Genomic DNA, 21,172 nt, shown 5'->3' with positions numbered 1-21,172 from the left:
GCTCGCAGTTGTGAACGATTTGCGAAGATGCGCGCCGTGTCTCAGCCGGTCGCCGAGGAGGAACGGGCCGCGTCGGCGCGTCGACGCGCTGCTGCGGCGATCGCGTGGATCGGAAGCTCGCGGGCGCTGCGACCCGAGCTCGTCGGCGCGCTGATCGCCGTCGGGATCGTCGCGCTCGTGCTGCTCGACCTGACCGACGGGCAGCCGGCGCAGTGGAAATGGGGCCTCGACGCCGAGCGGACGCCGGCTCCTGTCTTCTCGGCGTCGCTGCTGCTCGGAACCGCCGCGCTCGCCGTCGTCAACGGCCTCGCACGGTCACCGCAGCGAGGGCTGCCGCTGCTGCTGTTCGCGCTGCTGGCGCTGTTCATGGCCGCCGACGAGGCGTTCAGCTTCCACGAGCGCGCCGAGGAGCTGACGTCCGTCGACTGGCAGCTGCTCTACCTGCCGCTGTTCGCCGTCTGCGGCGCCGCCTGGGTGTGGATCCTGGCGCGGACGCTCCGCCGGCGGGTCGAGAAGCTGCTGTGGCTCGCCGGCGCCGGCGCGTGGCGATCTCCCAGCTGCTGGAGGACCTCCAGTGGGACGACCGCACCGGCGTGCTGGTCCACGCGTGGATGATCGTTCCCGAGGAGGCGCTCGAGATGGTCGGCTCGGGTGCATGGCTGCTGGCGCTGCTGCTGCTCGCGCGCGCACCGCTGGCCGCCGACGAGCGGCCCCTGCGGGCCTGAGCGCGCACCGCCGAGCCGAGCGGCCGCCTGCGGAACCGTGTGAGCACGGACCGCGCGCCGCGCCGGGCGGCCGACGGGAGCACGATCGCGGCGAAACCTTCTCCATGCGGCCAACGAACGCGGCGCCGCGCTGCCGCATCATCTCGACCATCTCCTCCTCTGAAGGGCCGGGTCACGGAAACGAGGCCCGGCCCTTCGCCCTTCTCGCGGCGAGCTCCGCCGCGGCGTGCCGGAGGGATGCGCGCGACGCGGCGGAGTCGGTGTCTCCGGGGCCGGCTCCGCCCCGTCCGCGGCGCGCGCTCTACGATCCGCCGCGTGCGCACGGATCCGCCGTCGCGGCGCCTGCTCGCGCCGCTCCTCTTCGTCGTCGCCTACGGGCTGCTCGCGCTGGCGTGGGCGATGGCGCAGCCCGACCCGCTCAGCGGCCGCCCGCCCGACGGCGCGCTGCGCGCCGACCGGCTCGACGACCTCGCGCTGTGGCTGCTCGCCGTCGCACTCGCGACCGCGCTCGCCTGGCGACCGGCGGCGGGATCGCTGTCGCTCGCCGGCATCGCGGTCGCGCTGACACCGGGCGTCGTCTTCCTCGGCGGCGCGGCGGGCGGCGACGGGCTCGTCTTCGCGGCCGGCATCGCCGTCCTGGCAGGTGCGGCGCGGATCGCAGGCGACGAGCGGCGGGCGCCGTGGACGTTCGCGGCGACGGCGCTCGCCGCCGTGCTGCTGGGGCTCGGCGCCCCTGAGCTCGCCGGCGTCGGCGGGCCCGGCGAGGCGTGGGAGGCGCTCGGATCCGGGCTCGCGACCGCCGTCGGCGGCTTCGGCGCCGGCTCGCGGCTGCCGCCGCTGGGGCTCGTGATCTGGGCGCTCGCGCTGCTCGCGCTCGTGCTCGCCGCCGACCGCTTCACCGACGACGCCGGCCGCCGCCTGCTGTGGAGCGGCGCGCTCGTGACCGCGGTCGCGGCGCTGCTGCTGTACGGCCCGGCGCGCGCGGCCGCCGGCGAGACGCCGTACGCGCGCCACGCGCTCGCGCTGCTCGCGTTCACGCCGGTGCTGGCCGGCGACCTGCTCGCGCGCACCGGCGTGACCTGGTGGCCGCGGCTCGGCGCCGGCTGCTTCGGCCTGCTCGCGCTCGTCCAGCTGCTCGGCTTCCTGACCGGCTACGAGGACGCCCGCGGAGACGGGACGACCGCGTGGGTCGCCGCGGCGCTGCTCGGCGGCGCGGCGCTCGCGGCGGCCGGCGCCCTCACGGGTGCCGGCCGCACGCCGTCGGCTCAGGAGGAGCCGAGCTGCGAGCGCGGGAACTCCGGCGGGAACGGCGGCGCCTGCCCGCAGCCAAGGTAGGAGTCGACGGTGATCGGCGAGATCGTGCGGAAGCTGAACTCGCCTCTCGCCGTCACGAGCGCGCCGGGCGGGCAGGCCATCGTCTCGATGAAGCCGCGCTTCTCCCGTCGTCTCCCGATCCGCGCGGTCGTCGTCATGCCGCCGACGGTCGCGGTGAACTCTCTGACGGAGGTGACCATTCCCGGCGCCAGCTCCTGCAGGCCGTCGGGGATTCTCATCGTCAGCTTGAAGCCGTGCCTGCCACCCTTCAGCGTCTGGAACGGCGCGACCAGCATGTCGTTGACGACGACCGGCCGCAGGGTCTGGAAGTAGAAGATCATCGACTTCCCGCCTTTGCCGTTGTAGATGTCGATTCTGACTCTCGCGGTGACGCTGATCGCGGTCGCGACGACCCAGCCGCCGCCGATCCGCGACGCTCTCGGGCAGGCCGACGGGTTGCCGCGCGCGGCCGCGAGCCGCCGCGGGTCGCAATGTCTGAAGTACCGGCCGTTGACGCGCGCGCCATGCGTGAACCACCAGACGATCTTCGTCGTCGTCGCGGGGAAGACGCCCTCGACGTCGTCGCCGATCATGCGCCCCGCGATCGTCAGCTTCACGTTCTTGGGCTTGGTCGGGAAGCCGGTGATCGTCGGGGTCACGCCGCCGGTTATGGCGACCTGGGTTCTGGCGCTCGCCGCCCCTGCGTGGGCGAGCAGGCCGCATCCGGCGGCGACGAGCGCCAACGCGACGATGCGGACCGGTTGAAAAACACGCATGTACCAACTCTACCCGCGACCGGCCGCCCCGTGGCGAATTCTTCGCCGTCGGACGTCGGGAGCGAACCTCGCCCGGCGCGCGCCTGCGCGGCCCGACCGACGCGAAGCGGGGGAGCCGCGTGGCAGAGGAGTATCGTAAGGGCGCCCTCATCGGCACAGCTGACCGGCGACCACGAAAGGAGCGCGACTGATGGCCAGCTACCCGACGCGCGACGAGCTGACCGGCATGAGACGGTCCGAGGTCCTGAAAGCGTCGCCGCGGATGTTCGAATCGAACCTGCTCGACAAGCTCTCGCGCGTCCACTGGAGCGTCCCGGCGTTCATCTTCGGACCGGCGATCGTGGTCGCGCTCGTCGTCTCGTTCGGAGAGATGGCGTGGTGGGAGGTCCCGCTGTTCGCGGTCGGCGGCTACCTCTTCTGGACGCTGACGGAGTACTGGCTCCACCGGATCGTCTTCCACTTCGAGCCCGACCAGGGCATCGGAGCGCGGCTCCACTGGATCATCCACGGCGTCCACCACGACCACCCGAACGACCCACTGCGGCTCGTGATGCCGCCGTCGGTCAGCATCCCGCTGGCGGCCCTGTTCCTCGGGCTGTTCGTGCTCGTGCTGGGGACGCCGGCCGCGTACGCCGCGTCGGCCGGCTTCTGGGCCGGCTACCTCGCCTACGACATGCTCCACTACTACGTCCACCACCTGCCCGGCGGCCGCAAGCCGAGAGCGTGGATCCCGCGCAAGCTGCACGAGCTGCACATGCGCCACCACTTCAAGGAGCACGACAAGGCCTACGGCGTCAGCGCGCCGTTCTGGGACCACGTCTTCGGCACCGCGTCGACCGGTTCGCGCAGGGTCAGCGACGACCGATAGCGTCTGTCGTACGACAGGCGCCATCGGTTGCCATTTCGCTCGTGAAAGCGCGATCCACGCTCTAGCGTGGGCGCGTGCACACGACGACCGTCCGCTTCTCCGGTGAGACCTGGCGGGACCTCAAGGAGGTCTGCGAGCGGGACGGGATCGCGACCGCGCAGTACATCCGCGAGGCGACGATCGCCCGCCTCGCGCAGAGCACCCAGATCCCGCAGGTCGACCGGCTCGAGCGCGAGCTCGGCGAGCTGCGCGTCCGGGTCGAGCGGATGGAGCGGCTGTTGCAGCGCCGCATCCCTCGTTGACCGATATCGGCCCCGGTGCCGCCGGCGCCATCGCCATTGGCGACGCTCCGGATCTCAGGTAGCTTCGCTGGCGTCGGTGCGCTCAGGAGGCGAGCGAACGGCGCCGCCACAGCTCCCGCCGGGTCCCCCACGGCGGGACGCACGCGGGCGCGCCGACGAGCCGCGACCGGGCGCCCTGGTTCGATCTCCCCTTTGCGGACCGGGGCGCCCGCGGCTGCCCTACGGACCGACGCCGGCGCGGCCTCACGAGCGGTCGCGCCGGCCGGTTCCGTCGCGGTCGCCTCGGGGATCCCGCGGGCGCGGCCTCAGATCGCCTTCCGACGCGAGACGCCCCGTAACGCGCTGAGCGGAGAGGGAGGGATTCGAACCCTCGAACGAGGTTGACCCCCGTTACGCGATTTCCAGTCGCGCCCGTTCAACCGCTCCGGCACCTCTCCGTGCATGTGCGGCCAGGGAAGGGTACAGGCCCTGCGCTCGCCGCGCTCGGCGATGCGCGTGGAACGAGGACCGGCGGGCGAGCGCGAGCGGCGCGACGGGCCCAAGGCTCACAGCTGCCAGGCGCCGCCGCGCAACACCGGGACGCGCGCGCCGTCGGCGGTCACGCCCGTGACGTCGACGTCGTCGCCGCCGATCATGAAATCGATGTGGACGAGGCTGTCGTTGACGCGCTCGAGGTCACCCTCCTCGACGGCGAAGTCGAAGCCGCGGCCGAGCGCGACGTGGCTGGCCGCGTTCTCGTCGAGCAGCGTGTCGTAGAAGACGGTGCCGAGCGGGCCGATCCGCCCCTCGCGGTCGACCAGCGCGACCTCGCCGAGGCGGGCGCCGCCTTCGTCGTGGCGCGTCAGCTCGCGCAGCGTGTCGGCGCCCTGCTCGGCGTCGATCGCGACCGCGCGCCCGCCCTCGAACCGGACCGTCAGCCCCTTGATCGTCGCGCCGCCGACCAGCAGCGGCTTGGTCGCGCGCACGGTGCCCTCGGTCCGCAGCGGGTCGGGCGTCGTGAAGACCTCCTCGGAGGGCAGGTTCGGCGCGTGGGCGATCCCGTCGACCGTCTCGAACGCCGCGCTGATCCAGCTCGAGCTCGGCAGCAGGCCGACGGTCAGATCGGTCCCCGGCCCCTCGAAGCGCAGCGCGTCGAAGCGCGCGTCCGTCAGCCGCTGGGCGACGCCGACCAGCGTCGCCATCCGCGCTCTCCAGGCCGCGACCGGATCGTCCTCGTCGAGCCGGCAGACGTGGACGATCTCCTCCCACAGCTTCGCGAGCGCCGCGTCGGGCTCCAGCTCGGGATGGACCAGCGTCGCCCACCCCGGCGTCGGGCACGGCCCGATCGTCCAGTTGGTCGTCCGGTCGTTGATGACCTTGCCGGCCTCGCGCAGCGCCTGCGATCTGTCGCGCCCGACCCGCCCCGGGTCGAGGTCCTCCAGCAGCCCCGGCGCGACCGGACCGGTCAGCGCGATCCGCGCGCAGCGCTGCTCGCCCAGTCTCAGGATCCGCTCGCCGTACCACGACGGAACGGTGCCGAGCGCGGCGTCGCTGCCGTGCTCGATCCGAGCGCGGCGGACGTACGGGTCGGCGTACGCGACGTCGACGAAGGTCGCGCCGTGGCGGTAGGCGCTGGCGGCGATCGCGCGCGTCAGCGGCTCCTTGCCGATCTCCGAGCTGACCGCGACGATCTGCCCCTCCTGGACGTTCGCCCCGAAGCCGACGAGCAGGTCCGCGAGCCGTTCGAGCGTCGTGGCGTCGTCCATCGGGGCGGGCGCGTCGGGCCGGCTACTCGGGACTGGGGACGTCGCAGCCGGCCTGCCCGGCGAGCGCTCTCAGCTCGGGCGTGATTCTGGGGTTTCTGTGGTCCTCGTCCTCTCTCGGGTAGTCGTCCTCGTTGGTGAGGAAGTCTCTCGGGTAGAGGCCGGGACAGAACCGGGCCAGCTCGTGGTCGTCGAACTCGCCGGCCGCTCTCAGCAGCTCGACGCGCGCCTGCTTCTGGTCGGCGTCGAGGTCGGCGGGCGTCCCGGAGGCGCAGCCGCCGATCGCGAGCGCCGCGATCAGGAGAAGTGGGAGCGCACGTCGAGCCATTTCCCGGAACGCTACCGATCCGGAGCCTGCGACGGCGCGACGTCCGCGCTCGGGCGGCGCACCGCTGCCGTAGTCTCCCGCGCATGGAACCGGATGCCGTCGAGATCCGCGTGCTCGGCTGCCTGATCGAGAAGCAGCGCACCACGCCGGACGCCTATCCCCTCTCGCTCAACGCGCTGCGCCTCGCGTGCAACCAGTCGACCAACCGCGACCCGGTCGTGCAATACGACGAGGCGGTCATCCGCGACGCGCTGCAGCGGACCTACCGGCGCGGGTGGACGCGGCTGGCGAGCGGTCACGGCAGCCGCGCCGCGAAGTACCGCCACCTGCTCGACGAGGCGCTCGCTCTCGCGCCCGACGAGATCGCGCTGCTGGCGGTGCTGATGCTGCGCGGACCCCAGACGCCCGGCGAGCTCAAGCAGCGCAGCGAGCGGCTCCACCCGTTCGGCGACCTCGCCGCGGTGCAGGAGACGCTCGACCGTCTGATCGAGCGCGAGCTCGTCGCCCGCCTCGCCCGCCGGCCGGGGCAGAAGGAGGAGCGCTTCCAGCAGCTGCTCGGCGGCGACCAGGACGACGCTGCCGCGAGCGCCGCCGCGCCCGAAACGGCCGAGGCCGCGACCCCGCAGCCGGCCGCCGCGGCCCCGGCCGCGCCGGCCGCGCTGGCAGCCCCCGCGCCGCCCGATCCCGCGCTCGTCAGCCGGATCGAGGCGCTCGAGCGCGAGCTCGCGGAGCTGCGCGGCGAGCTGGCGACGCTGCGCGAGTCGCTCGGCGAGTAGCGGGCGAGCCCGGCCCGCAGCAGCGCGCGGACGGCGCCAGGCGGAATCGATCATCTAGCCTGCTGACGTGGACGAGCGCCGACCGAGACGCAGCCATCTCCCGCACCAGCCGCCCCGGCGCCCGCCGGCGCGCCCGCGCTCGCGCGAGCCGCAGCCGCCGTCGAGACAGGCCCGGATGCTGGCGCTCGGCGCGCTCGGGCTGGGCGTCGTCCTGATCGTCGTGCTCGCCGGGCTGGCGCTGTTCGGCGGCGGTGGTGACGAGGACACGCCCGACAAGCGGCTCGACGCCTTCCTCGCGGCCTGGAGCGGCGGCGACGACGAGGAGGCGGCGAGACTGACCGACTCGCCGACCCGCGCCATCGGCGCGCTGAGAGCGAACCGCGCCGGGCTCGACGGCGCGCGGCTGACGGCCGCGCGGGCCGGCGACGTGAGCGAGTCCGGCGGCGAGGCGAGAGCGCGCGTGACGATGCAGTGGCGGATCCCGAGCATCGGCCCGTTCAGATACGCCACGACCGTCACACTGACCGATCTGCCCGGCCAGGGCTGGACGGTGCGATGGGCGCCGACCGTCGTCCACCCGCGGCTGAGAACCGGCGCCCGTCTCGGCACCGTGCGCGAGACGCAGCGGCGCGGCAAGGTCCTCGACCGCAACGGCGCCGCGCTCGTCGAGGAGCGCGACGTGAAGCGCGTCGGCGTGATCGCCGGCGAGATCAGCGACCCGGCCGCGACGGCGCAGGCGATCGCCGCCGCCGTCGACATCGACCCGAGACCGTTCGAGCGCGCGATCCGCGGAGGCGGCAGACAGCAGTTCGTCGAGGCGATCACGCTGCGGCCCGAGGACTACGACGCGGTCGCGGCGACCCTCAGCGCGATCCCCGGGATCAAGGTGCTCGACGCGACCGCGCAGCTGGCGCCGACGCGCGCCTTCGGCCGCGCGCTGCTCGGCGACGTGCGCGAGCTGTCGGCCGAGCAGCTGAGAAGACTCGGTGGCGACTACGCCGTCGGCGACGCGGGCGGCCAGTGGGGCCTGGAGGCGGCGTTCGAGCGACAGCTCGCCGGCACGCCCAGCCGCGCCGTCGTGATCCGCGTCGACGGCGCCCCGACCGACGAGCTGCTGTCGGTCGCCGGCGAGAGATCGAGGAACCTCAGAACGACGCTCGACGCCAACGTGCAGGCAGCCGCCGAGACGGCGCTCGGCACACTCGAGGACGACCAGAGAGCGGCGCTCGTCGCGGTCCAGCCGTCGAGCGGCGACGTGCTCGCGGTCGCCAACCGGCCGATCGACGACAGCTTCAACCGCGCCTTCGACGGCCAGTACGCGCCCGGCTCGACCTTCAAGATCGTCACGACGCAGGCGCTGCTCGCCGGCAGGCTCGTGACGCCCGAGACGACCGTCGACTGCCCGACGACGATCAACGTCGGCGGGCGGGAGTTCAAGAACTTCGAGGGCGGCGGCGGTGGCGAGGAGCCGTTCGCCGACGCCTTCGCGGAGTCGTGCAACACCGCCTTCGTCTCCTTCGCCGACAGGCTGGCGCCGAACGCGCTGCCCGAGGCCGGAAGGCTGTTCGGCCTCGGCGAGAGACTCGACCTGCCGGTCCCCGCCTACGGCGGCCAGGTGCCGGAGCCGCGCGACACCGCGGCGACGGCGGCGGCGATGATCGGCCAGGACCGGATCCTCGCCAGCCCGCTCGGGATGGCCGGCGTGATCGCGACCGTCGCCGACGGCAGCTGGCGGGCGCCGCGGCTGGTCTCCGACGCCCCCAGAAGCGACGGGACGCCGCTGCAGCCGGCGATCGTCGACCAGCTGCGCGACCTCACCCGGCAGGTGGTCACCTCCGGCACCGGCACGGCGCTCGCCTACCTCTCGGGCGAGCCGCACGGCAAGAGCGGCACGGCCGAGTACGGCAGAGGCGACCCGCTCCCGACGCACGCCTGGTTCGTCGCCTATCGCGACGACGTCGCGGTCGCGGTGCTGGTCGAGGGCGGCAGCGCCGGCGGCGAGGTCGCCGCGCCGATCGCCGAGGATTTCTTCAGCGCGATCGACCAGGGCGTCACGCCCGAGACGCTCGCCGCCTCGTCCTCCTCCGGCTGACGCCTCGCCGACTCCTCGGCGGTCGCGGCCCCGCAGCACCCGCGAGGATGTGCGCCGAAACGACAGACACGCCCCGGGAGTCGGACTCCCGGAGCGTGCCTCGACCTGCGTTCGCAGGCGGTCACGAAACCATCTGACGATGGCGTGAGCGTCGTCTGTCAGAGCACCTTCAACGCCACGTCGTTGACGATGATGAGCGTGTTGTTGCCGGCCGCGGACGGAATCTGCAGCTTGGCGTTGATCAGCGTGTTGACGAGGCCGAGGCCGATGCCGCAGACCGACGCGCCGGGAACGGCGAACGAGTTGTCGACGTTGACGTTGTCGTCGTACACGGCGGTGTCGCCGTTCACCAACGACGCTCTGCCCTTTCTGCCGCTGATCGGCGTGTTCGGCGGCGGCGGATTCGTCGTGCCGATGATCATGTTGAGGTTGGCCGGATCGCTGTTGGATCCGATGTGGCACCAGGGGCCGAGTATCGGATTGCTGAGCTTCAGCTTGATCGGCATCGCGACGCCGAGCGTGCCCGGGTTGATTCTCACCGACGAGACCGGCCCCGCGAGCTCGGTCGTCGCGGTCACCGCGTTGCCCGGGATCGGGAAGTCGATGCCGAGCAAGCCGCCGGGCACCTGAATCGGTCTCGAGAAGATGCCCGTCGTGCCGGCCGGCGGTATGAACTCGGCGGTCGGCGAGAGCGCGCCGCGAATGGCGAGCGACTCGCCGATCGGCACGGTCGTGCCCTTGATCGTCATCGATCCGTCTCTCGACTGGATGTCGATGCAGGCGAACGCGCCGGCTGTCTGACAACCGGTGAAGTCCGGGAATACCGCAGCCGCGGTACCCGAACCGAGCAGTGTCGCCGCCGCAAGGGCGCCAGCGCCCAGCCCGACGAGACGCTTGGTCAACTTCATGCAAGCACCTACCTTTCTCGCACGCGCTCTCCACACGTGCAGTCGGTCGTTTGCTCGCAGGCGATTCGAGGCCGGGCAAGTGTGAACGCGCGTGCCCGGTCACCGGCACGTCCCCCTGAGCCGCCTTGCGCTTGCACTCTTTCAGGCGCAACGTCGCACACCTGACAAGTGCATCGCAACCCTAAAAACCTGCAGACACACCTGTCAAGAGCGGCTTGCCGAAATTCCACAGATCGCCACCCAGCGCTCCATGGATGTCTGGCCTCACGCGAGGCGGTGCAGCGGTTACGAGCGGCGCCCCTCGCCGGCCGCCTCCGGCCCCGACGCGGCGCGGACCTGCGCCAGCGGCGGCCGCTCCTCGACGGCGACGGTGCGCAGCTCCACGCCGTCGGCGGTCGGGAAGGCGATCGGCCGCGCGTCGGGCAGCGCGGCCAGCGAGTCGGCGCGCACGCGCCGCTCGGCGGCGATCAGCACGGCGAACGCCATCGCGCTGAGCGCCCGCAACGGCTGGTGGCGGTTCTGGCGCTCGCCGAGGTCGACCTGCGCGAGCGCGTCGAGGCCGGCGACGCGGTAGGCGTCGATCAGCGTCGCGATCTCGACGCCGTACCCGACCGGGAACGGGAGCTGCTCCAGCAGCGCGCGGCGGGCGGCGAACTCGCCGGCCAGCGGCTGGCGGAAGCCGGCCAGCTCGGGCACGTGGAGGTTGAGCAGCGGACGCGCGACCAGCTCGGTGACGCGGCCGCCGGCGTCGGGGACGGTCGTCTCGCCGAGCTTGAACGGCCGCCGGAAGGCCCCCTTCACGAATGCGACGGCCGACTCCTCCAGCAGCGGCCCGATCAGGCCGCGCACGAAGCGGTCGTCGAAGTTCTCGGTGTCGGCGTCGACGAAGACGACGACCTCGCCGGCGGTCGCGACGAGCGAGCGCCACAGCGCGTCCCCTTTGCCGCGGGCCGGTCCGTGCGCTGACAGCAGCTCCGACTCCTGCACGACCCGGCCGCCATGCTCGGCCGCGATCGCGGCGGTGCCGTCGGCCGAAGCGGCATCGACGACGACCAGCTCGTCGACCACGCCGGCCTCCCTCAGCGCCGCGAGCGAGTCGAGGATCGACCCGATCGTCGCGGCGACCTCGCGCGCCGGCAGCACGACGCTGACGCCGCCGCGGCCGGCCGCGTCCGAGGCACGGCGCAGCTCCGCCAGCCGCCGCAGCGGATAGTCCTCCGATCGGTAGCTGCGGCGCGCGAGCCAACGCTCGACTTGCTTCTGCGTACTGATTGAGGTCACTGGCGAGGCGAACCTAGCAGAGCGCCCGCCTGAATTCCGGATCGCGTGCCACCATGGAGCGTGATGGCGACGACGACGCGCATGACCAGCGCCCGGCTCGTCGGGCGCGCCGCGCAGCTTGCCGAGCTGGAAGCGGTCGTGCGCGATGCCGGGGCAGGTCGCCCGTCGCTCGCCTTCGTCGCCGGCGAGTCGGGAGTCGGCAAGACCCGGCTCGCGAACGAGCTGATCCGCCGCGCGCGCGACGACGGCGCGCGGGTGCTCAGCGGCGACTGCGTCGAGCTGGGCGAGGGGGAGCTGCCGTATGCGCCGCTGGTCGGCGCGCTGCGCCCGCTGGTGCGCGACGGCGACCCCGCGGTCGACGCGCTGCCGCCGGCGCTGCGCGGCGAGCTGGCCGCGATCCTGCCGGCGCTCGGCGCCGCCCGCACCGACGCCGACGGCGCCGCGCAGGCGCGTCTGTTCGAGGCGTTGCTGGAGCTGCTCGACCGGCTCGGCGAGGACGGGCCGGTGCTGCTCGTGATCGAGGACCTGCACTGGGCCGACCGCTCCACCCGCCATTTCCTCATGTTCCTGGCGCGCACGCTCTGCTCCGAGCGGGTCGCGGTCGTCGCCACCTACCGCTCCGACGAGCTGCACCGGCGCCATCCGCTGCGACCGCTGCTCGCCGAGCTGGAGCGCGACCCGCGCACGCGCCGGCTGGAGCTCGCGCCGTTCACGCGCGCGGAGCTGACCGAGCAGCTCGCCGAGATCCTTGGCTCGGCGCCGGACGCCGAGCTGGTCGAGCGCGTGCTCGTCCGCAGCGAGGGCAACGCGCTCTTCACCGAGGAGATCCTCGCCGCCGGCCTCGACGGCCGCGGAGCGCTGCCGCAGACGTTGCGCGATGCGCTGATGGTGCGGATCGAGCGGCTGTCGCAGCCGGCGCAGGAGCTGTTGCGGCTGCTGGTCGGAACGCCGATGGACCACGAGCTGCTGGTGCGGACGAGCGCGCTGGAGGAGCGCGAGCTGCGCGATGCGCTGCGCGAGGCGGTCGCCAGCCACATCGTCGTGACCGGCGACGACGACCGCTACCGCTTCCGCCACGCGCTGCTGCGCGAGGTGCTGCTCGACGACCTGCTGCCCGGCGAGCGGACCGAGCTGCATCGCACGCTGGCGCGGGCGCTGGAGGAGCGCCTCGCCGCCGAGGCGAGTCCCGACGCCCATCTCGCGGCCCAGGTCGCCCATCATTGGCTGCATGCCGGCGATCAGCCCGCGGCGCTCGCCGCGAGCGTCCGCGCCGCGGCGGCGGCCGAGCGCGTCAACGCCTTCGGCGAGGCGGCCGCGCTGCTGGAGCGGGCGTTGGAGCTGTGGGAGCGCGTCCCGGAGCGAGAGCGGCCGGCCGGGCTCGACCGCGTCGACCTGCTCGTGCGCGCCGCGACCTTCGTCGCCGACGGCGAAGGCGACTTCCAGCGCCAGGAGGCGCTGCTGCGCCACGCGCTGTCGCTCGTCTCCGAGCATGAGGAGCCGCGGCGGGCGGCGATGCTGCTGGAGGGGCTGTCGCGGGCGCAGTGGCACCTCAACCAGCCGGAGGCGGCGATCGCCACGATCGACCGCGCGCTGACGCTGCTGCCGGCCGACGACCGCGGCGCCGAGCGGATCGCGCTGCTCGCGGCGAAGGCGCGGGCGCGGATGCTCCAGTCGCGCTTCCGCGAGGCCGTCGAGCTGGCGGAGGAGACGCTGGCGCTCGCGAACGCGGCCGGCGACCACGCGGTCGCGAGCCGCGTCCGCAACGCGCTCGGGATCTCGCTGGTCGGCCTCGGCGACGCGGCGGGCGGGGAGGCGCGGCTGCGCGAGGCGCTGTCGATCGCGCGCGAGCGCGGGCTGCTGGACGAGACCGGCACCGCGTACGGCAACCTCGCCGACGTCCTGCACGCGACGGGACGGACGCGCGAGGCGCTGGAGACGACCCGTCGCGGGCGCGACGAGCTGGTGCCGCTCGGCCGGCAGATGGACTGGCTCGCGCTCGACGCGGTCGAGTACGCGATCGCGATCGGCGACTGGAACGGCGCCGCGCGCGACCTCGCCGGCCTCGACCGCCGCCACTACGGCACGACGCTGATGCACCGGCGCCTGCGCAGAGCGGAGCTCGCGCTCGCGTTCGGCGACCACGAGACCGCGCGCGCCGAGCTCGACGCGACCGCCCTCCAGGCGGAGGACGCGACCGAGCCGCAGTTCCTCGGGCCGCTCGGCGCGCTGCGGGCCGAGCTGGAGCGGCGCAGCGGCGATCTGCCGGCGGCGCGCGCGGCGGTCGACGAGGCGCTCGACCGGATCGAGTTCTGCTCCGACGACATCACGCAGGTGACCGGCGTCGCGAGCGTCGGGTTGCGGGTCGAGGCCGACGCGGCCGAGCAGGCGCGCGACCGCGACGATGTCGCCGCCGAGCGCGAGGCGCTGCTGCGCTGCGAGCTGCTGCTCGCGCGCGTCGAGGCCGGCGCCGAGCTGGAGCGGGCGCCGCTCGTCGCCGAGCTGCGATCGGCACGGGCCGAGGAGGCGCGGGCGCGCGGGGTCGACGATCCGGAGCGGTGGTCCGCTGCCGCCGCGGCGTGGGACGAGCTGGAGCGTCCGTACTTCGGCGCCTACGCGCGCTGGCGCGAGGCCGAGGCGGCCGCGGCTGCCGGCGACCGCACCCGGGCCGCGAGCGCCGCGACCGACGCGGTCGTCGTGACGCGGGCGCTCGGCGCGGGATGGCTGGAGCGCGAGATCGAGGCGCTGGCGGCGCGGGCGCGCCTGCCGCTGGCACCCGCGCCGACCGCGGACGCGGAGCATGACGACGACCCCTTCGGCCTCACCCCGCGCGAGCGCCAGGTGCTCGCCCTCGTCGCCGCCGGCGCGACCAACCGCGAGATCGGCTCGACGCTGTTCATGGCCGAGAAGACGGCGAGCGTCCACGTCTCCCGCATCCTCGCCAAGCTCGACGTCCGCACGCGTACCCAGGCCGCGGCGGTCGCCCACCGGCTGGGGCTCGACGCGGCGGGCTGAGCGGCGCGGAGGCGGAACGGGAAGGTCGGCGATGGGAACCGACCACAGGCCGCACCTCTTTTCACATCATCGCCAAGCCTGAAGCTAGAGTAGCCAGGCTCATCATCCGAGAGGGGGAACCATGGGGAGCAGGCGGTTCGCGGCCGGGATGGTCGCGATCGTGGTCGCTGCCGGCGCGGCTGGATGCGGGAGCTCCAGCTCCGACGACGACAAGACCACAGCGGGAACGTTGACGCCGGCGGCGTTCAGATCCCAGGCAAACGCGATCTGCAGAGCGACGGGCGCGAGAATCCGCGCAGACAGGCCCCCGACCAGAACGTCCGAGTTCGCGGCGTGGGGCCAGCGATCAGCGCAGATACAGGACGAACGGATCACGCGGCTGGCCGCGTTGAGCCCGCCAGCCGCGCAGCATGCCGAGTTCGAGCAGCTGATCGAGCGACTGGAGGTCGTACGAGACCAGACCAGCGGCTTGGCGACGACGCTCGCGGAGGGAACGAGATCGGAGGCGATCAGAGCCGGGAGAGAGAACGTCCGTGCGGTGTCCGCAGCCAGCAGATCCGCGACGGCGCTTGGCATCCCGACCTGCAGCCCGTGACTCGGTCATCGGCGACGCGCCCGGCGCCCCGACGCACGTCATCGCGCCGGGCGCTCAGCCGCGCGGCACGACGAAGCCGGCGACGGCGACGAAGTGGACGGCCGCGGCGAGGATCACGAGCGCGTGGAAGACCTCGTGGTAGCCGAAGATTCTCGGCACCGGGTCGGGTCGGCGCTTGGCGTAGATGACGGCGCCGACGGTGTAGAAGACCCCGCCGCCGAGGAACAGGGCGGTCGGCACGGCGCCGAGCACCGAGACGATCTTCGGCAGCGCGAGGATGCCGACCCAGCCGAGCGCGACGTAGCCCATCGCCTTCAGCATTCTCGGCGCGTCGATCCAGGCGAGGTTGAGCGCGACGCCGAGCGCGGCGCCGCCCCACGCGACGCACAGCAGGATGGTGCCGAGCGTCCCGCCGACGACGAGCAGCGCGACCGGGGTCGCGCTGCCGGCCATGAAGACGTAGATCATCGAATGGTCGAGCCGGCGCATCCAGCGGCGGACGTTCGGGCGCCACGTGATGCGGTGATAGACGGCGCTGACGGCGAAGAGGCCGACCATCGAGACGGCGTAGACGACCGCGACGAAGGTGGCGCGACCGGTCGGCGCTCTCCACACCAGCAGCGCTCCGGCGACCAGTGCTGCGACGGCCGCCCACTGATGCGAGACCCCGCGCAGCTTCGGCCGCTTGGCAGCCAGCTCGGCGATCTCGCCGCGGACCGTCTCGATCAGGTCGTCGCGCACGCTCCGATGGTACCCGCGCGGCGGTATGAGGGCAGCGAGAACGCGCGCCGGGCGCTGGTGGCGCGCGTCCCGCTCCGTTACCCCGTTCCTATGCGGCGCGTGCCTCGAGCCGACGCGCGAGCGCTGTCAGGTGCTGTGCGCTGGCTCCGCGGCAGCCGCCAAGGATGGGGATCTCGAAGTCTCTTCCGAGGCGGTGCATCGCCGCTCCGAACGCCTCGGGTGCGTCAGCGGCGTTCGCCTTCACCTCGCGCAACCGCGCGGCGGCGCTGGAGGAGGAGACGAAGAGGTTGTTGAGCGCGGTGCGCGCGACGGCCGGGTGGAGGCACGAGGCCGAGTAGTACGCCGGCTCCGGCACCACGCACTCGTCGATCCGCGTGATCGCGGCGTGGAGATACGTCCGATCGAGCAGGCGGCCGCGGTCGTCGAGCACGAAGTCGACCGCGTACGGGAGGCCCGCGGTCGACATCGCGATCGCGGCGCCGTGCGCCTCCTCGATCGACGGGAAGGTCCGTGCGACCAGCAGGTCGACGCCGGCGTCGACGAGCGCGGCGACCTGCTCCGCGTGGTACTCGGCGCCGGCACGGTAGGCCAGCGCATCGCCGGGCTGGTAGGGGTCTCCATGCGGCCCGACGACCCCGGCGACGAAGACCGGCTCGTGCTCGCCCGCGGCGCGGACCTCGTCGACGAGCGCGACCGCCTCGGCGTTCAGCCGTCGCACCGCCTCGCCGCCGCACCGTGCGCGCTCGACGTGACGGCGGCTGGCGCGGAAGGTCGGCGTGCCGACCACCGCGGGCAGCCCGTGGAGCCACGCGACGTCGACGTGCTCGGCGTAGAGCGCTCGCAGCGCCTCCCGGCCGGGCTCGGCGCCGAGCAGGCCGGCACCGTCCAGTCGGGGATCGAGCTTGTCACCGCAACGGGACGCGAGCGCGCTCTCGATCTCCGTGCCGGCGAGGATCGGGACCCGGGCATCGACCAGCTCTCGGAGCATGGCGGGGAGCATCCCACACCGAGGGCGGGATGACTACCCGTTCTTTGGTGTATCAAGCAAGCGTCATCTGGCGAGCCGACGGCCGACGCGCCTAGACCCGCCCGGACTGCCTCCGCCGCTTGCGGGCCGTCGCGTCGACGATGACCGCAGCCAGCAGGACCGCGCCGGTGACCATGTTCTTGGTCGACGACGGGAAGGCGAGCAGGTCCATGCCGTTGGAGATCGAGCCGATCACGAGCGCGCCGAGGAGCGCCGACCAGACGGTGCCGCGGCCGCCGAACAGCGACGTGCCGGCGATCACCGGGCCGGCGATCGCGAGCAGCAGCAGGTCGCTTCCGCCCGAGCCCTGGTTGACCGCCAGCAGGCGCGAGGCGAGCACGATGCCGCCGCACGCGGCCATCGTGCCGGCGACCATGAAGACGGCGACGCGGACTCTTCTGACGTGGATGCCGGCGCGGCGGGCCGCCTCCTCGTTGCCGCCGACGGCGAGCACGTGACGCCCGAAGCGGGTTCGCCGCACGATGTAGTCGAACAGCACGACCGCGCCGATCAGGATCAGGATCGCAAGCGGCACGCCGCGGTCGTCGGTCAGCACGGCGATGACGACGGCGGTGACGAGCGCGACGCCGGCGACGCGCAGTGCGACGACGAGCGGCGTGGCGGCGGGGACGCCGGCCTTCAGCCGGCGCCGGCGGGCGTTGAGGCAGGCGAGCGCGAACAGGCCGACGACGACCGCGCCCATGATCCATGCGGTCGTGCCGCCGTAGAAGGTGCCGGCGAGGCCGATGATCTTCGGATCGGTGAGGTTGACGGTGCCGGTGTCGCCGAGCACCCACAGCAGCGCGCCCTGCCAGCCGATCAGGCCCGCGAGCGTGACGACGAACGACGGGATGCCGAAGGCGACGACGACCGTCCCCTGGAAGATGCCGATCGCCGCGCCGACGGCGAGGCCGGCGGCGATCGCGAGGTACGGGTCCCAGCCGTGCTGGACGTTGAGGACGGCCATGACCGCGGCGCAGAGACCGGAGACGATGCCGACCGAGAGGTCGATCTCGCCCAGCAGGAGGACCATCACGACGCCGACCGAGATCAGGCCGATGCCGGCGATCTGGAGCGAGAGGTTGACGAGGTTGGTGGCGGTGAGGAAGCGGTCGTTGGCGATCGTGAAGACGGTCCAGATCACGATCAGCGCGACGATCACCTGCAGCGAGCCGAGCTCGCCCGCGCCGAAGCGCTGCATGAAGCCGAAGCGCCCGCCGGAGGGCTCGCGCGACGGCGGCGACGGCGTCGGCTGCGTCTCGGGTGCGGCGGTGGTGCTCATCGCGTCGCCTCCTCCCCGTCGTCGCCGGCCTGCGCCGCGGCCGCGGCGGCCTGCGTTCTGACGGTTCCTCTGCCGCCGGTGATCGCGCCGACGATCTCCTCCGGCGTCGAGTCGGCGGCCTGGTAGACGCCGGCCTTTCTGCCGAGCCGCATGACGTAGATGCGGTCGCAGACCTCGAAGACGTCGGCGAGGTTGTGGGAGATCACCACGACGCCGAGCCCCTGCTCGCGCAGCCGTCTGACGAGCGCGAGCACCTGGGCGGTCTGAGCGACGCCGAGCGCGGCGGTCGGCTCGTCGAGCAGCACGACCCTCGCGTCGCCGACGAGCGAGCGGGCGATCGCGATCGACTGGCGCTGGCCGCCGGACATCGTCCCGACCTCGGCTCGCAGCGACGGGATGTTGATCGAGAAGGTCCTGAGCAGCTCGCCGGCCTGCTTCTCCATCTCGGGCTCGTCGAGCTCGCGGATCAGCGCGGCCGGCCCTCTGGAGATCTCCTCGCGGCCGATGAAGAGGTTGGCGACGACGTCGAGGTTGTCGCAGAGCGCGAGGTCCTGGTAGACGGTCGCGACGCCGAAGGCGTACGGGTCGTTGGGGCCGGAGACCTTCCGCTCCCGCCCTTCGAAGAGGTAGTGCCCGGCGTCGGGCAGGTGGATGCCCGACATGACCTTCACGAGCGTCGACTTGCCGGCGCCGTTGTCGCCGACCAGTCCGACGACCTCTCCGGCGTGGATGTCGAAGTCGACGCCGGAGAGCGCCTGGACGGCGCCGAAGCTCTTGCTGACACCACGCAGCTCGAGCAGCGGCGTCGTCGTAGCGGTCTCGGTCGCGGTCATGTCGGGCATCCGTTCATGCGTGCTCCCTCCCCGGGTTACGTGAGGCCGAGTCTTCTGCACGCGTCCGCGTAGGCGGGCGTGCAGATCTGGTCGACGCTCCAAAAGCCGTCTCTGACGACGGTGTCTCTGATGTTGTCTCTGAGCACCGCGACCGGCGTGAGGATCACCGAGGGGACCTCCTTCGTCCCGTTGTCGATTCTCTGGTTGACGAGGTCGCTCTCGGTGTTGCCGTTGAGCAGGTCGAAGGCGAGCTGCGCCGCCTGCTCGGCCTCGGGCTTGATCGCCTTGTAGACGGTCATGTACTGGTCGCCGGCGACGATCCGCTGGATCGCGGCGAGCTCGGCGTCCTGGCCGGTGGTCGGGCGGCTCGACGGGTCGACGCCGTTCGATCTCATCGCCGCGATCGCGCCGCCGGCGGTGCCGTCGTTGGCGGCGTAGACGCCGACGAAGCCGTCTCTGCCGACCGCGGTGATCGCCTGCTCCATCTCGGTCTGCGCTCTGTCAGGCGACCAGTCGGGCGTGTCGTACTCCTTCGCGATTCTGAAGTCGCTCTCGTCGAGGACGCTGTGGGCGCCTCTCTTGAACAGGGCGGCGTTGGGGTCGGTCGGCGCGCCGTTGATCATCACGAGGTCGCCGCTGTCTCTCCCCATTCTTCTGAGGCCCTCGACCAGCGTTCTCGCCTGCAGTCTCCCGACCTCCTCGTTGTCGAAGGAGATGTAGTAGTCGATGTCGGCGTTCTCGATCGCGCGGTCGTAGGCGATCACGCCGATGTCGGACTGCTTGGCGCGCGTGGCGATCGCCGCCGCGGCTCTGCCGTCGACCGGGTCGAGCACGAGCACTCTGGCGCCGTTGGTGATCGCCGCCTCGGCCTGCGACTGCTGCTTGGCGGCGTCCTGCTCGGCGTTGGAGTAGATGATGTCGCAGTCGGGGCAGAGCTCTCTCATCTTCGCCTCGAACAGCGGCCGGTCCTGGGACTCGTAGCGCGCGGTCTTGTTCTCGGGCAGGAGGAGCGCGACCGTGCCGCTCGCACCGCCTCCGGTGGACGTGGTGGCTGCAGCGCCGCCGCCGGCGGTGGTGCCGTTGTCGTCGTCGTCGCTGCCGCACGCGGCGAGCACGCCGACGCTCAGGACCGCCGCGGCGATCAGCGCAAGGATGCGGACGTACCTGCTTTGCATGCTCCGTACCTCCTCCTGCCGTTGGATTTACCCGGCTTGCTGCTGTGCTTCCCCTGCCCTCTCGAAGCTGAAGCCGTCGACGTCGCGCAGGACGAGCGCGGCGGCGCCGAGCACCTCGGCCCTCCGCCCGAGGACGCCCGGCACGATCTCGACGCGGCCGCCGGCGGCGGGGACGGCGTGGCGTGAGACCTCGTCGCGCAACGGGTCGAGGAGCACGTCCCCGGCCGCGCTGAGGTCGCCGCCGACGATCACCTTCGCCGGATTCAGGATGTTGCAGACCTGCGCGACGACGACGCCGATCGCGCGTGCGGCATCGCCGATCACCCGCTGCGAGGCGCGGTCGCCGCCACGCGCGAGCGCGACCGCCTGCTCGATCGCCAGCCGCTCGCCGCGAGCCGGTTCGAGCAGGTCGACGATCGCGCGCGTGGAGGCGACCGTCTCCAGGCAGCCGCGGTTGCCGCAGCGACAGACGGCGCCGTGCTCGTCGACCATCGTGTGACCGATCTCGCCGGCGATCCCGCCGGCGCCGGTGTAGAGCTCGCCGCCGAGCACGAGCCCGCCGCCGATCCCGCTGGCGACCTTGACGTAGAGGAAGTCCGCGACATCGCGCCCAGCGCCCCAGGTCAGCTCGGCGAGCGCGCCGAGGTTGGCGTCGTTGGCGGTCGCGACCGGGAGCTCGAGGCGCCGCTGGAGCTCGTCGGTGGGTTGCACGCCGACCCAGCCGGGCAGGATCGCGGAGGAGCCGACCTCGCCGGACGCGCTCTCGATCGGACCGGGGACGCCCATGCCGGCGCCGATCAGCTCGCCCGGTGCGACGCCGGCCTCCGCGAGGGCCTGCTCCGTCAGGTCGACGGCGGCGTCGAAGCCTTCGGTCGCGCTCTGCTCGGTCGCCATCGGCCGCTCGAGGTCCGCGAGCACGGCGTGCGCGAGGTCGACGACGATGACGCGCACGTGCCGCTTGCCGAAGTCGATCCCGAGCACGGCCCCGGCGGTTCGTTCGAGCCCGAGCAGAACCGGCGGCCGCCCGCCCTGCGGTCCGGCGCCGTCGACCTCCCGCTCACCGACGAGCCCGCGCGCCTGCAGCTCGGCGACGAGCGTCGAGACGGTGGAGCGGCTGAGGCCCGTGCGCCGCGCCAGCTCGGCGCGGCTGAGCCGACCGGCTGTCCGCAGCTCCGCGACGATCTGTCCCCGGTTGCGGTCGCGCAGCGAGGCCAGCGACCCTCCGGACGCGCTCCTCCTCATGGCGGCGGGTTACCCGGGTTTGTGCGGAGAGCAACGGAACCACCGGGAACCGGCGCCGAGATCCTCCGGAATTCCTACCTGACGGCCTCCTCAACGACGACGGGGCGGCGCCTCACGGCACCGCCCCGTCGTCCTGTGGGCTCTCTCCTCGAG

General features: G+C 73.0%; 19 protein-coding genes and 1 tRNA gene. 8 read left to right on the top strand and 12 right to left on the bottom strand.

Annotated elements, in window-relative coordinates; translation table 11 throughout:
* Window positions 1-27: 27 nt before the first annotated feature.
* A complete protein-coding gene (locus BDZ31_RS06090; RefSeq protein WP_183339971.1) occupies window positions 28-615 on the top strand; it encodes a hypothetical protein in 588 nt (195 codons plus the stop codon).
* Window positions 616-1,040: 425 nt separating this feature from the next.
* Window positions 1,041-2,060, top strand: a complete 1,020-nt coding sequence (locus BDZ31_RS06085) for a hypothetical protein (protein ID WP_183339969.1) — start codon at window positions 1,041-1,043, stop codon at window positions 2,058-2,060.
* Here BDZ31_RS06085 and BDZ31_RS06080 read toward each other — a convergent pair.
* Window positions 1,991-2,815 carry a hypothetical protein gene (locus BDZ31_RS06080; protein WP_183339967.1) on the bottom strand — a complete coding sequence of 275 codons (825 nt, stop codon included), beginning with the start codon at window positions 2,813-2,815 and terminating at the stop codon, window positions 1,991-1,993. The genes BDZ31_RS06085 and BDZ31_RS06080 overlap by 70 nt on opposite strands.
* A 190-nt stretch (window positions 2,816-3,005) precedes the next feature.
* On the opposite strand from BDZ31_RS06080, the gene BDZ31_RS06075 reads away from it, so the two are divergent.
* Window positions 3,006-3,683: a sterol desaturase family protein gene (locus tag BDZ31_RS06075; RefSeq protein ID WP_183339965.1), complete on the top strand. Its 678-nt coding sequence runs from the start codon at window positions 3,006-3,008 to the stop codon at window positions 3,681-3,683.
* Between the two features lie 74 nt (window positions 3,684-3,757).
* Entirely contained in the window at window positions 3,758-3,985 is a 228-nt protein-coding gene (locus BDZ31_RS06070) for a hypothetical protein (RefSeq protein WP_183339963.1), read from the top strand.
* A 347-nt stretch (window positions 3,986-4,332) separates the two neighbouring features.
* Here BDZ31_RS06070 and BDZ31_RS06065 read toward each other — a convergent pair.
* The 3 genes from BDZ31_RS06065 to BDZ31_RS06055 all read right to left on the bottom strand — a co-directional run bounded on the left by BDZ31_RS06065 (window position 4,333) and on the right by BDZ31_RS06055 (window position 6,055).
* Window positions 4,333-4,422, bottom strand: a tRNA-Ser gene (locus tag BDZ31_RS06065).
* A 108-nt stretch (window positions 4,423-4,530) separates the two neighbouring features.
* Window positions 4,531-5,730 (bottom strand): aminopeptidase, encoded by a 1,200-nt coding sequence (locus BDZ31_RS06060; RefSeq protein ID WP_183339961.1) that lies wholly within the window; start codon window positions 5,728-5,730, stop codon window positions 4,531-4,533.
* 22 nt (window positions 5,731-5,752) lie between these two features.
* On the bottom strand, window positions 5,753-6,055 hold the full coding sequence (locus BDZ31_RS06055) for a hypothetical protein (protein WP_183339959.1): 303 nt from the start codon (window positions 6,053-6,055) through the stop codon (window positions 5,753-5,755).
* A gap of 83 nt (window positions 6,056-6,138) precedes the next feature.
* Here BDZ31_RS06055 and BDZ31_RS06050 point away from each other — a divergent pair, with 83 nt between their 5' ends.
* Both BDZ31_RS06050 and BDZ31_RS06045 read left to right on the top strand, forming a co-directional pair.
* A complete protein-coding gene (locus BDZ31_RS06050; protein ID WP_183339957.1) occupies window positions 6,139-6,831 on the top strand; it encodes a YceH family protein in 693 nt (230 codons plus the stop codon).
* A gap of 67 nt (window positions 6,832-6,898) precedes the next feature.
* The gene (locus BDZ31_RS06045; RefSeq protein ID WP_183339955.1) at window positions 6,899-8,923 is read left to right on the top strand and encodes a penicillin-binding transpeptidase domain-containing protein; all 2,025 of its coding nucleotides are present in this window, start codon (window positions 6,899-6,901) and stop codon (window positions 8,921-8,923) included.
* 158 nt (window positions 8,924-9,081) lie between these two features.
* Here BDZ31_RS06045 and BDZ31_RS06040 read toward each other — a convergent pair whose 3' ends face one another.
* Together BDZ31_RS06040 and BDZ31_RS06035 are read right to left on the bottom strand one after the other, a co-directional pair.
* Window positions 9,082-9,831, bottom strand: a complete 750-nt coding sequence (locus BDZ31_RS06040) for a hypothetical protein (protein ID WP_183341034.1) — start codon at window positions 9,829-9,831, stop codon at window positions 9,082-9,084.
* 285 nt (window positions 9,832-10,116) lie between these two features.
* Entirely contained in the window at window positions 10,117-11,112 is a 996-nt protein-coding gene (locus tag BDZ31_RS06035) for a glucosyl-3-phosphoglycerate synthase (RefSeq protein WP_221242823.1), read from the bottom strand.
* Between the two features lie 63 nt (window positions 11,113-11,175).
* Here BDZ31_RS06035 and BDZ31_RS06030 point away from each other — a divergent pair, with 63 nt between their 5' ends.
* Complete coding sequence (locus tag BDZ31_RS06030; protein WP_183339953.1) at window positions 11,176-14,124, top strand: helix-turn-helix transcriptional regulator; 2,949 nt, start codon at window positions 11,176-11,178, stop codon at window positions 14,122-14,124.
* A gap of 121 nt (window positions 14,125-14,245) precedes the next feature.
* Entirely contained in the window at window positions 14,246-14,719 is a 474-nt protein-coding gene (locus BDZ31_RS06025; RefSeq protein WP_183339951.1) for a hypothetical protein, read from the top strand.
* A 54-nt stretch (window positions 14,720-14,773) separates the two neighbouring features.
* On the opposite strand, the gene trhA is transcribed toward BDZ31_RS06025, so the two are convergent.
* The 6 genes from trhA to BDZ31_RS05995 form a co-directional block, all read right to left on the bottom strand.
* Window positions 14,774-15,460 (bottom strand): PAQR family membrane homeostasis protein TrhA, encoded by a 687-nt coding sequence (trhA, locus tag BDZ31_RS06020; protein WP_343075528.1) that lies wholly within the window; start codon window positions 15,458-15,460, stop codon window positions 14,774-14,776.
* A gap of 88 nt (window positions 15,461-15,548) precedes the next feature.
* Complete coding sequence (locus tag BDZ31_RS06015; RefSeq protein ID WP_183339949.1) at window positions 15,549-16,448, bottom strand: homocysteine S-methyltransferase family protein; 900 nt, start codon at window positions 16,446-16,448, stop codon at window positions 15,549-15,551.
* Window positions 16,449-16,539: 91 nt separating this feature from the next.
* On the bottom strand, window positions 16,540-17,769 hold the full coding sequence (locus BDZ31_RS06010) for a sugar ABC transporter permease (RefSeq protein WP_183339946.1): 1,230 nt from the start codon (window positions 17,767-17,769) through the stop codon (window positions 16,540-16,542).
* The gene (locus tag BDZ31_RS06005; RefSeq protein WP_183339945.1) at window positions 17,766-18,611 is read right to left on the bottom strand and encodes an ATP-binding cassette domain-containing protein; all 846 of its coding nucleotides are present in this window, start codon (window positions 18,609-18,611) and stop codon (window positions 17,766-17,768) included. The genes BDZ31_RS06010 and BDZ31_RS06005 overlap by 4 nt, the downstream gene beginning before the upstream one ends.
* Before the next feature lie 26 nt (window positions 18,612-18,637).
* Window positions 18,638-19,777 (bottom strand): ABC transporter substrate-binding protein, encoded by a 1,140-nt coding sequence (locus BDZ31_RS06000; RefSeq protein WP_183339943.1) that lies wholly within the window; start codon window positions 19,775-19,777, stop codon window positions 18,638-18,640.
* 27 nt (window positions 19,778-19,804) lie between these two features.
* Window positions 19,805-21,019, bottom strand: coding sequence for an ROK family transcriptional regulator (locus tag BDZ31_RS05995; protein WP_183339941.1), 1,215 nt, complete (start codon window positions 21,017-21,019; stop codon window positions 19,805-19,807).
* Window positions 21,020-21,172: the final 153 nt, after the last annotated feature.

Source organism: Conexibacter arvalis (assembly GCF_014199525.1).
GTDB lineage: Bacteria > Actinomycetota > Thermoleophilia > Solirubrobacterales > Solirubrobacteraceae > Conexibacter > Conexibacter arvalis.
Note: the sequence above shows the minus strand (reverse complement) of the source record. Positions and strands in the feature narration are given on the sequence as shown.

What these genes read in the sequence shown, in the direction of transcription:
- BDZ31_RS05995 (WP_183339941.1), bottom strand. Translation starts at nt 21,019, where the DNA reads ATGAGGAGGAGCGCGTCCGGAGGGTCGCTGGCCTCGCTGCGCGACCGC.
- BDZ31_RS06010 (WP_183339946.1), bottom strand. Translation starts at nt 17,769, where the DNA reads ATGAGCACCACCGCCGCACCCGAGACGCAGCCGACGCCGTCGCCGCCG.
- BDZ31_RS06015 (WP_183339949.1), bottom strand. Translation starts at nt 16,448, where the DNA reads ATGCTCCGAGAGCTGGTCGATGCCCGGGTCCCGATCCTCGCCGGCACG.
- BDZ31_RS06090 (WP_183339971.1), top strand. Translation starts at nt 28, where the DNA reads ATGCGCGCCGTGTCTCAGCCGGTCGCCGAGGAGGAACGGGCCGCGTCG.
- BDZ31_RS06080 (WP_183339967.1), bottom strand. Translation starts at nt 2,815, where the DNA reads ATGCGTGTTTTTCAACCGGTCCGCATCGTCGCGTTGGCGCTCGTCGCC.
- BDZ31_RS06025 (WP_183339951.1), top strand. Translation starts at nt 14,246, where the DNA reads ATGGGGAGCAGGCGGTTCGCGGCCGGGATGGTCGCGATCGTGGTCGCT.
- BDZ31_RS06030 (WP_183339953.1), top strand. Translation starts at nt 11,176, where the DNA reads ATGGCGACGACGACGCGCATGACCAGCGCCCGGCTCGTCGGGCGCGCC.
- BDZ31_RS06060 (WP_183339961.1), bottom strand. Translation starts at nt 5,730, where the DNA reads ATGGACGACGCCACGACGCTCGAACGGCTCGCGGACCTGCTCGTCGGC.
- BDZ31_RS06050 (WP_183339957.1), top strand. Translation starts at nt 6,139, where the DNA reads ATGGAACCGGATGCCGTCGAGATCCGCGTGCTCGGCTGCCTGATCGAG.
- BDZ31_RS06000 (WP_183339943.1), bottom strand. Translation starts at nt 19,777, where the DNA reads ATGCAAAGCAGGTACGTCCGCATCCTTGCGCTGATCGCCGCGGCGGTC.
- BDZ31_RS06005 (WP_183339945.1), bottom strand. Translation starts at nt 18,611, where the DNA reads ATGCCCGACATGACCGCGACCGAGACCGCTACGACGACGCCGCTGCTC.
- BDZ31_RS06040 (WP_183341034.1), bottom strand. Translation starts at nt 9,831, where the DNA reads ATGAAGTTGACCAAGCGTCTCGTCGGGCTGGGCGCTGGCGCCCTTGCG.
- BDZ31_RS06075 (WP_183339965.1), top strand. Translation starts at nt 3,006, where the DNA reads ATGGCCAGCTACCCGACGCGCGACGAGCTGACCGGCATGAGACGGTCC.
- BDZ31_RS06055 (WP_183339959.1), bottom strand. Translation starts at nt 6,055, where the DNA reads ATGGCTCGACGTGCGCTCCCACTTCTCCTGATCGCGGCGCTCGCGATC.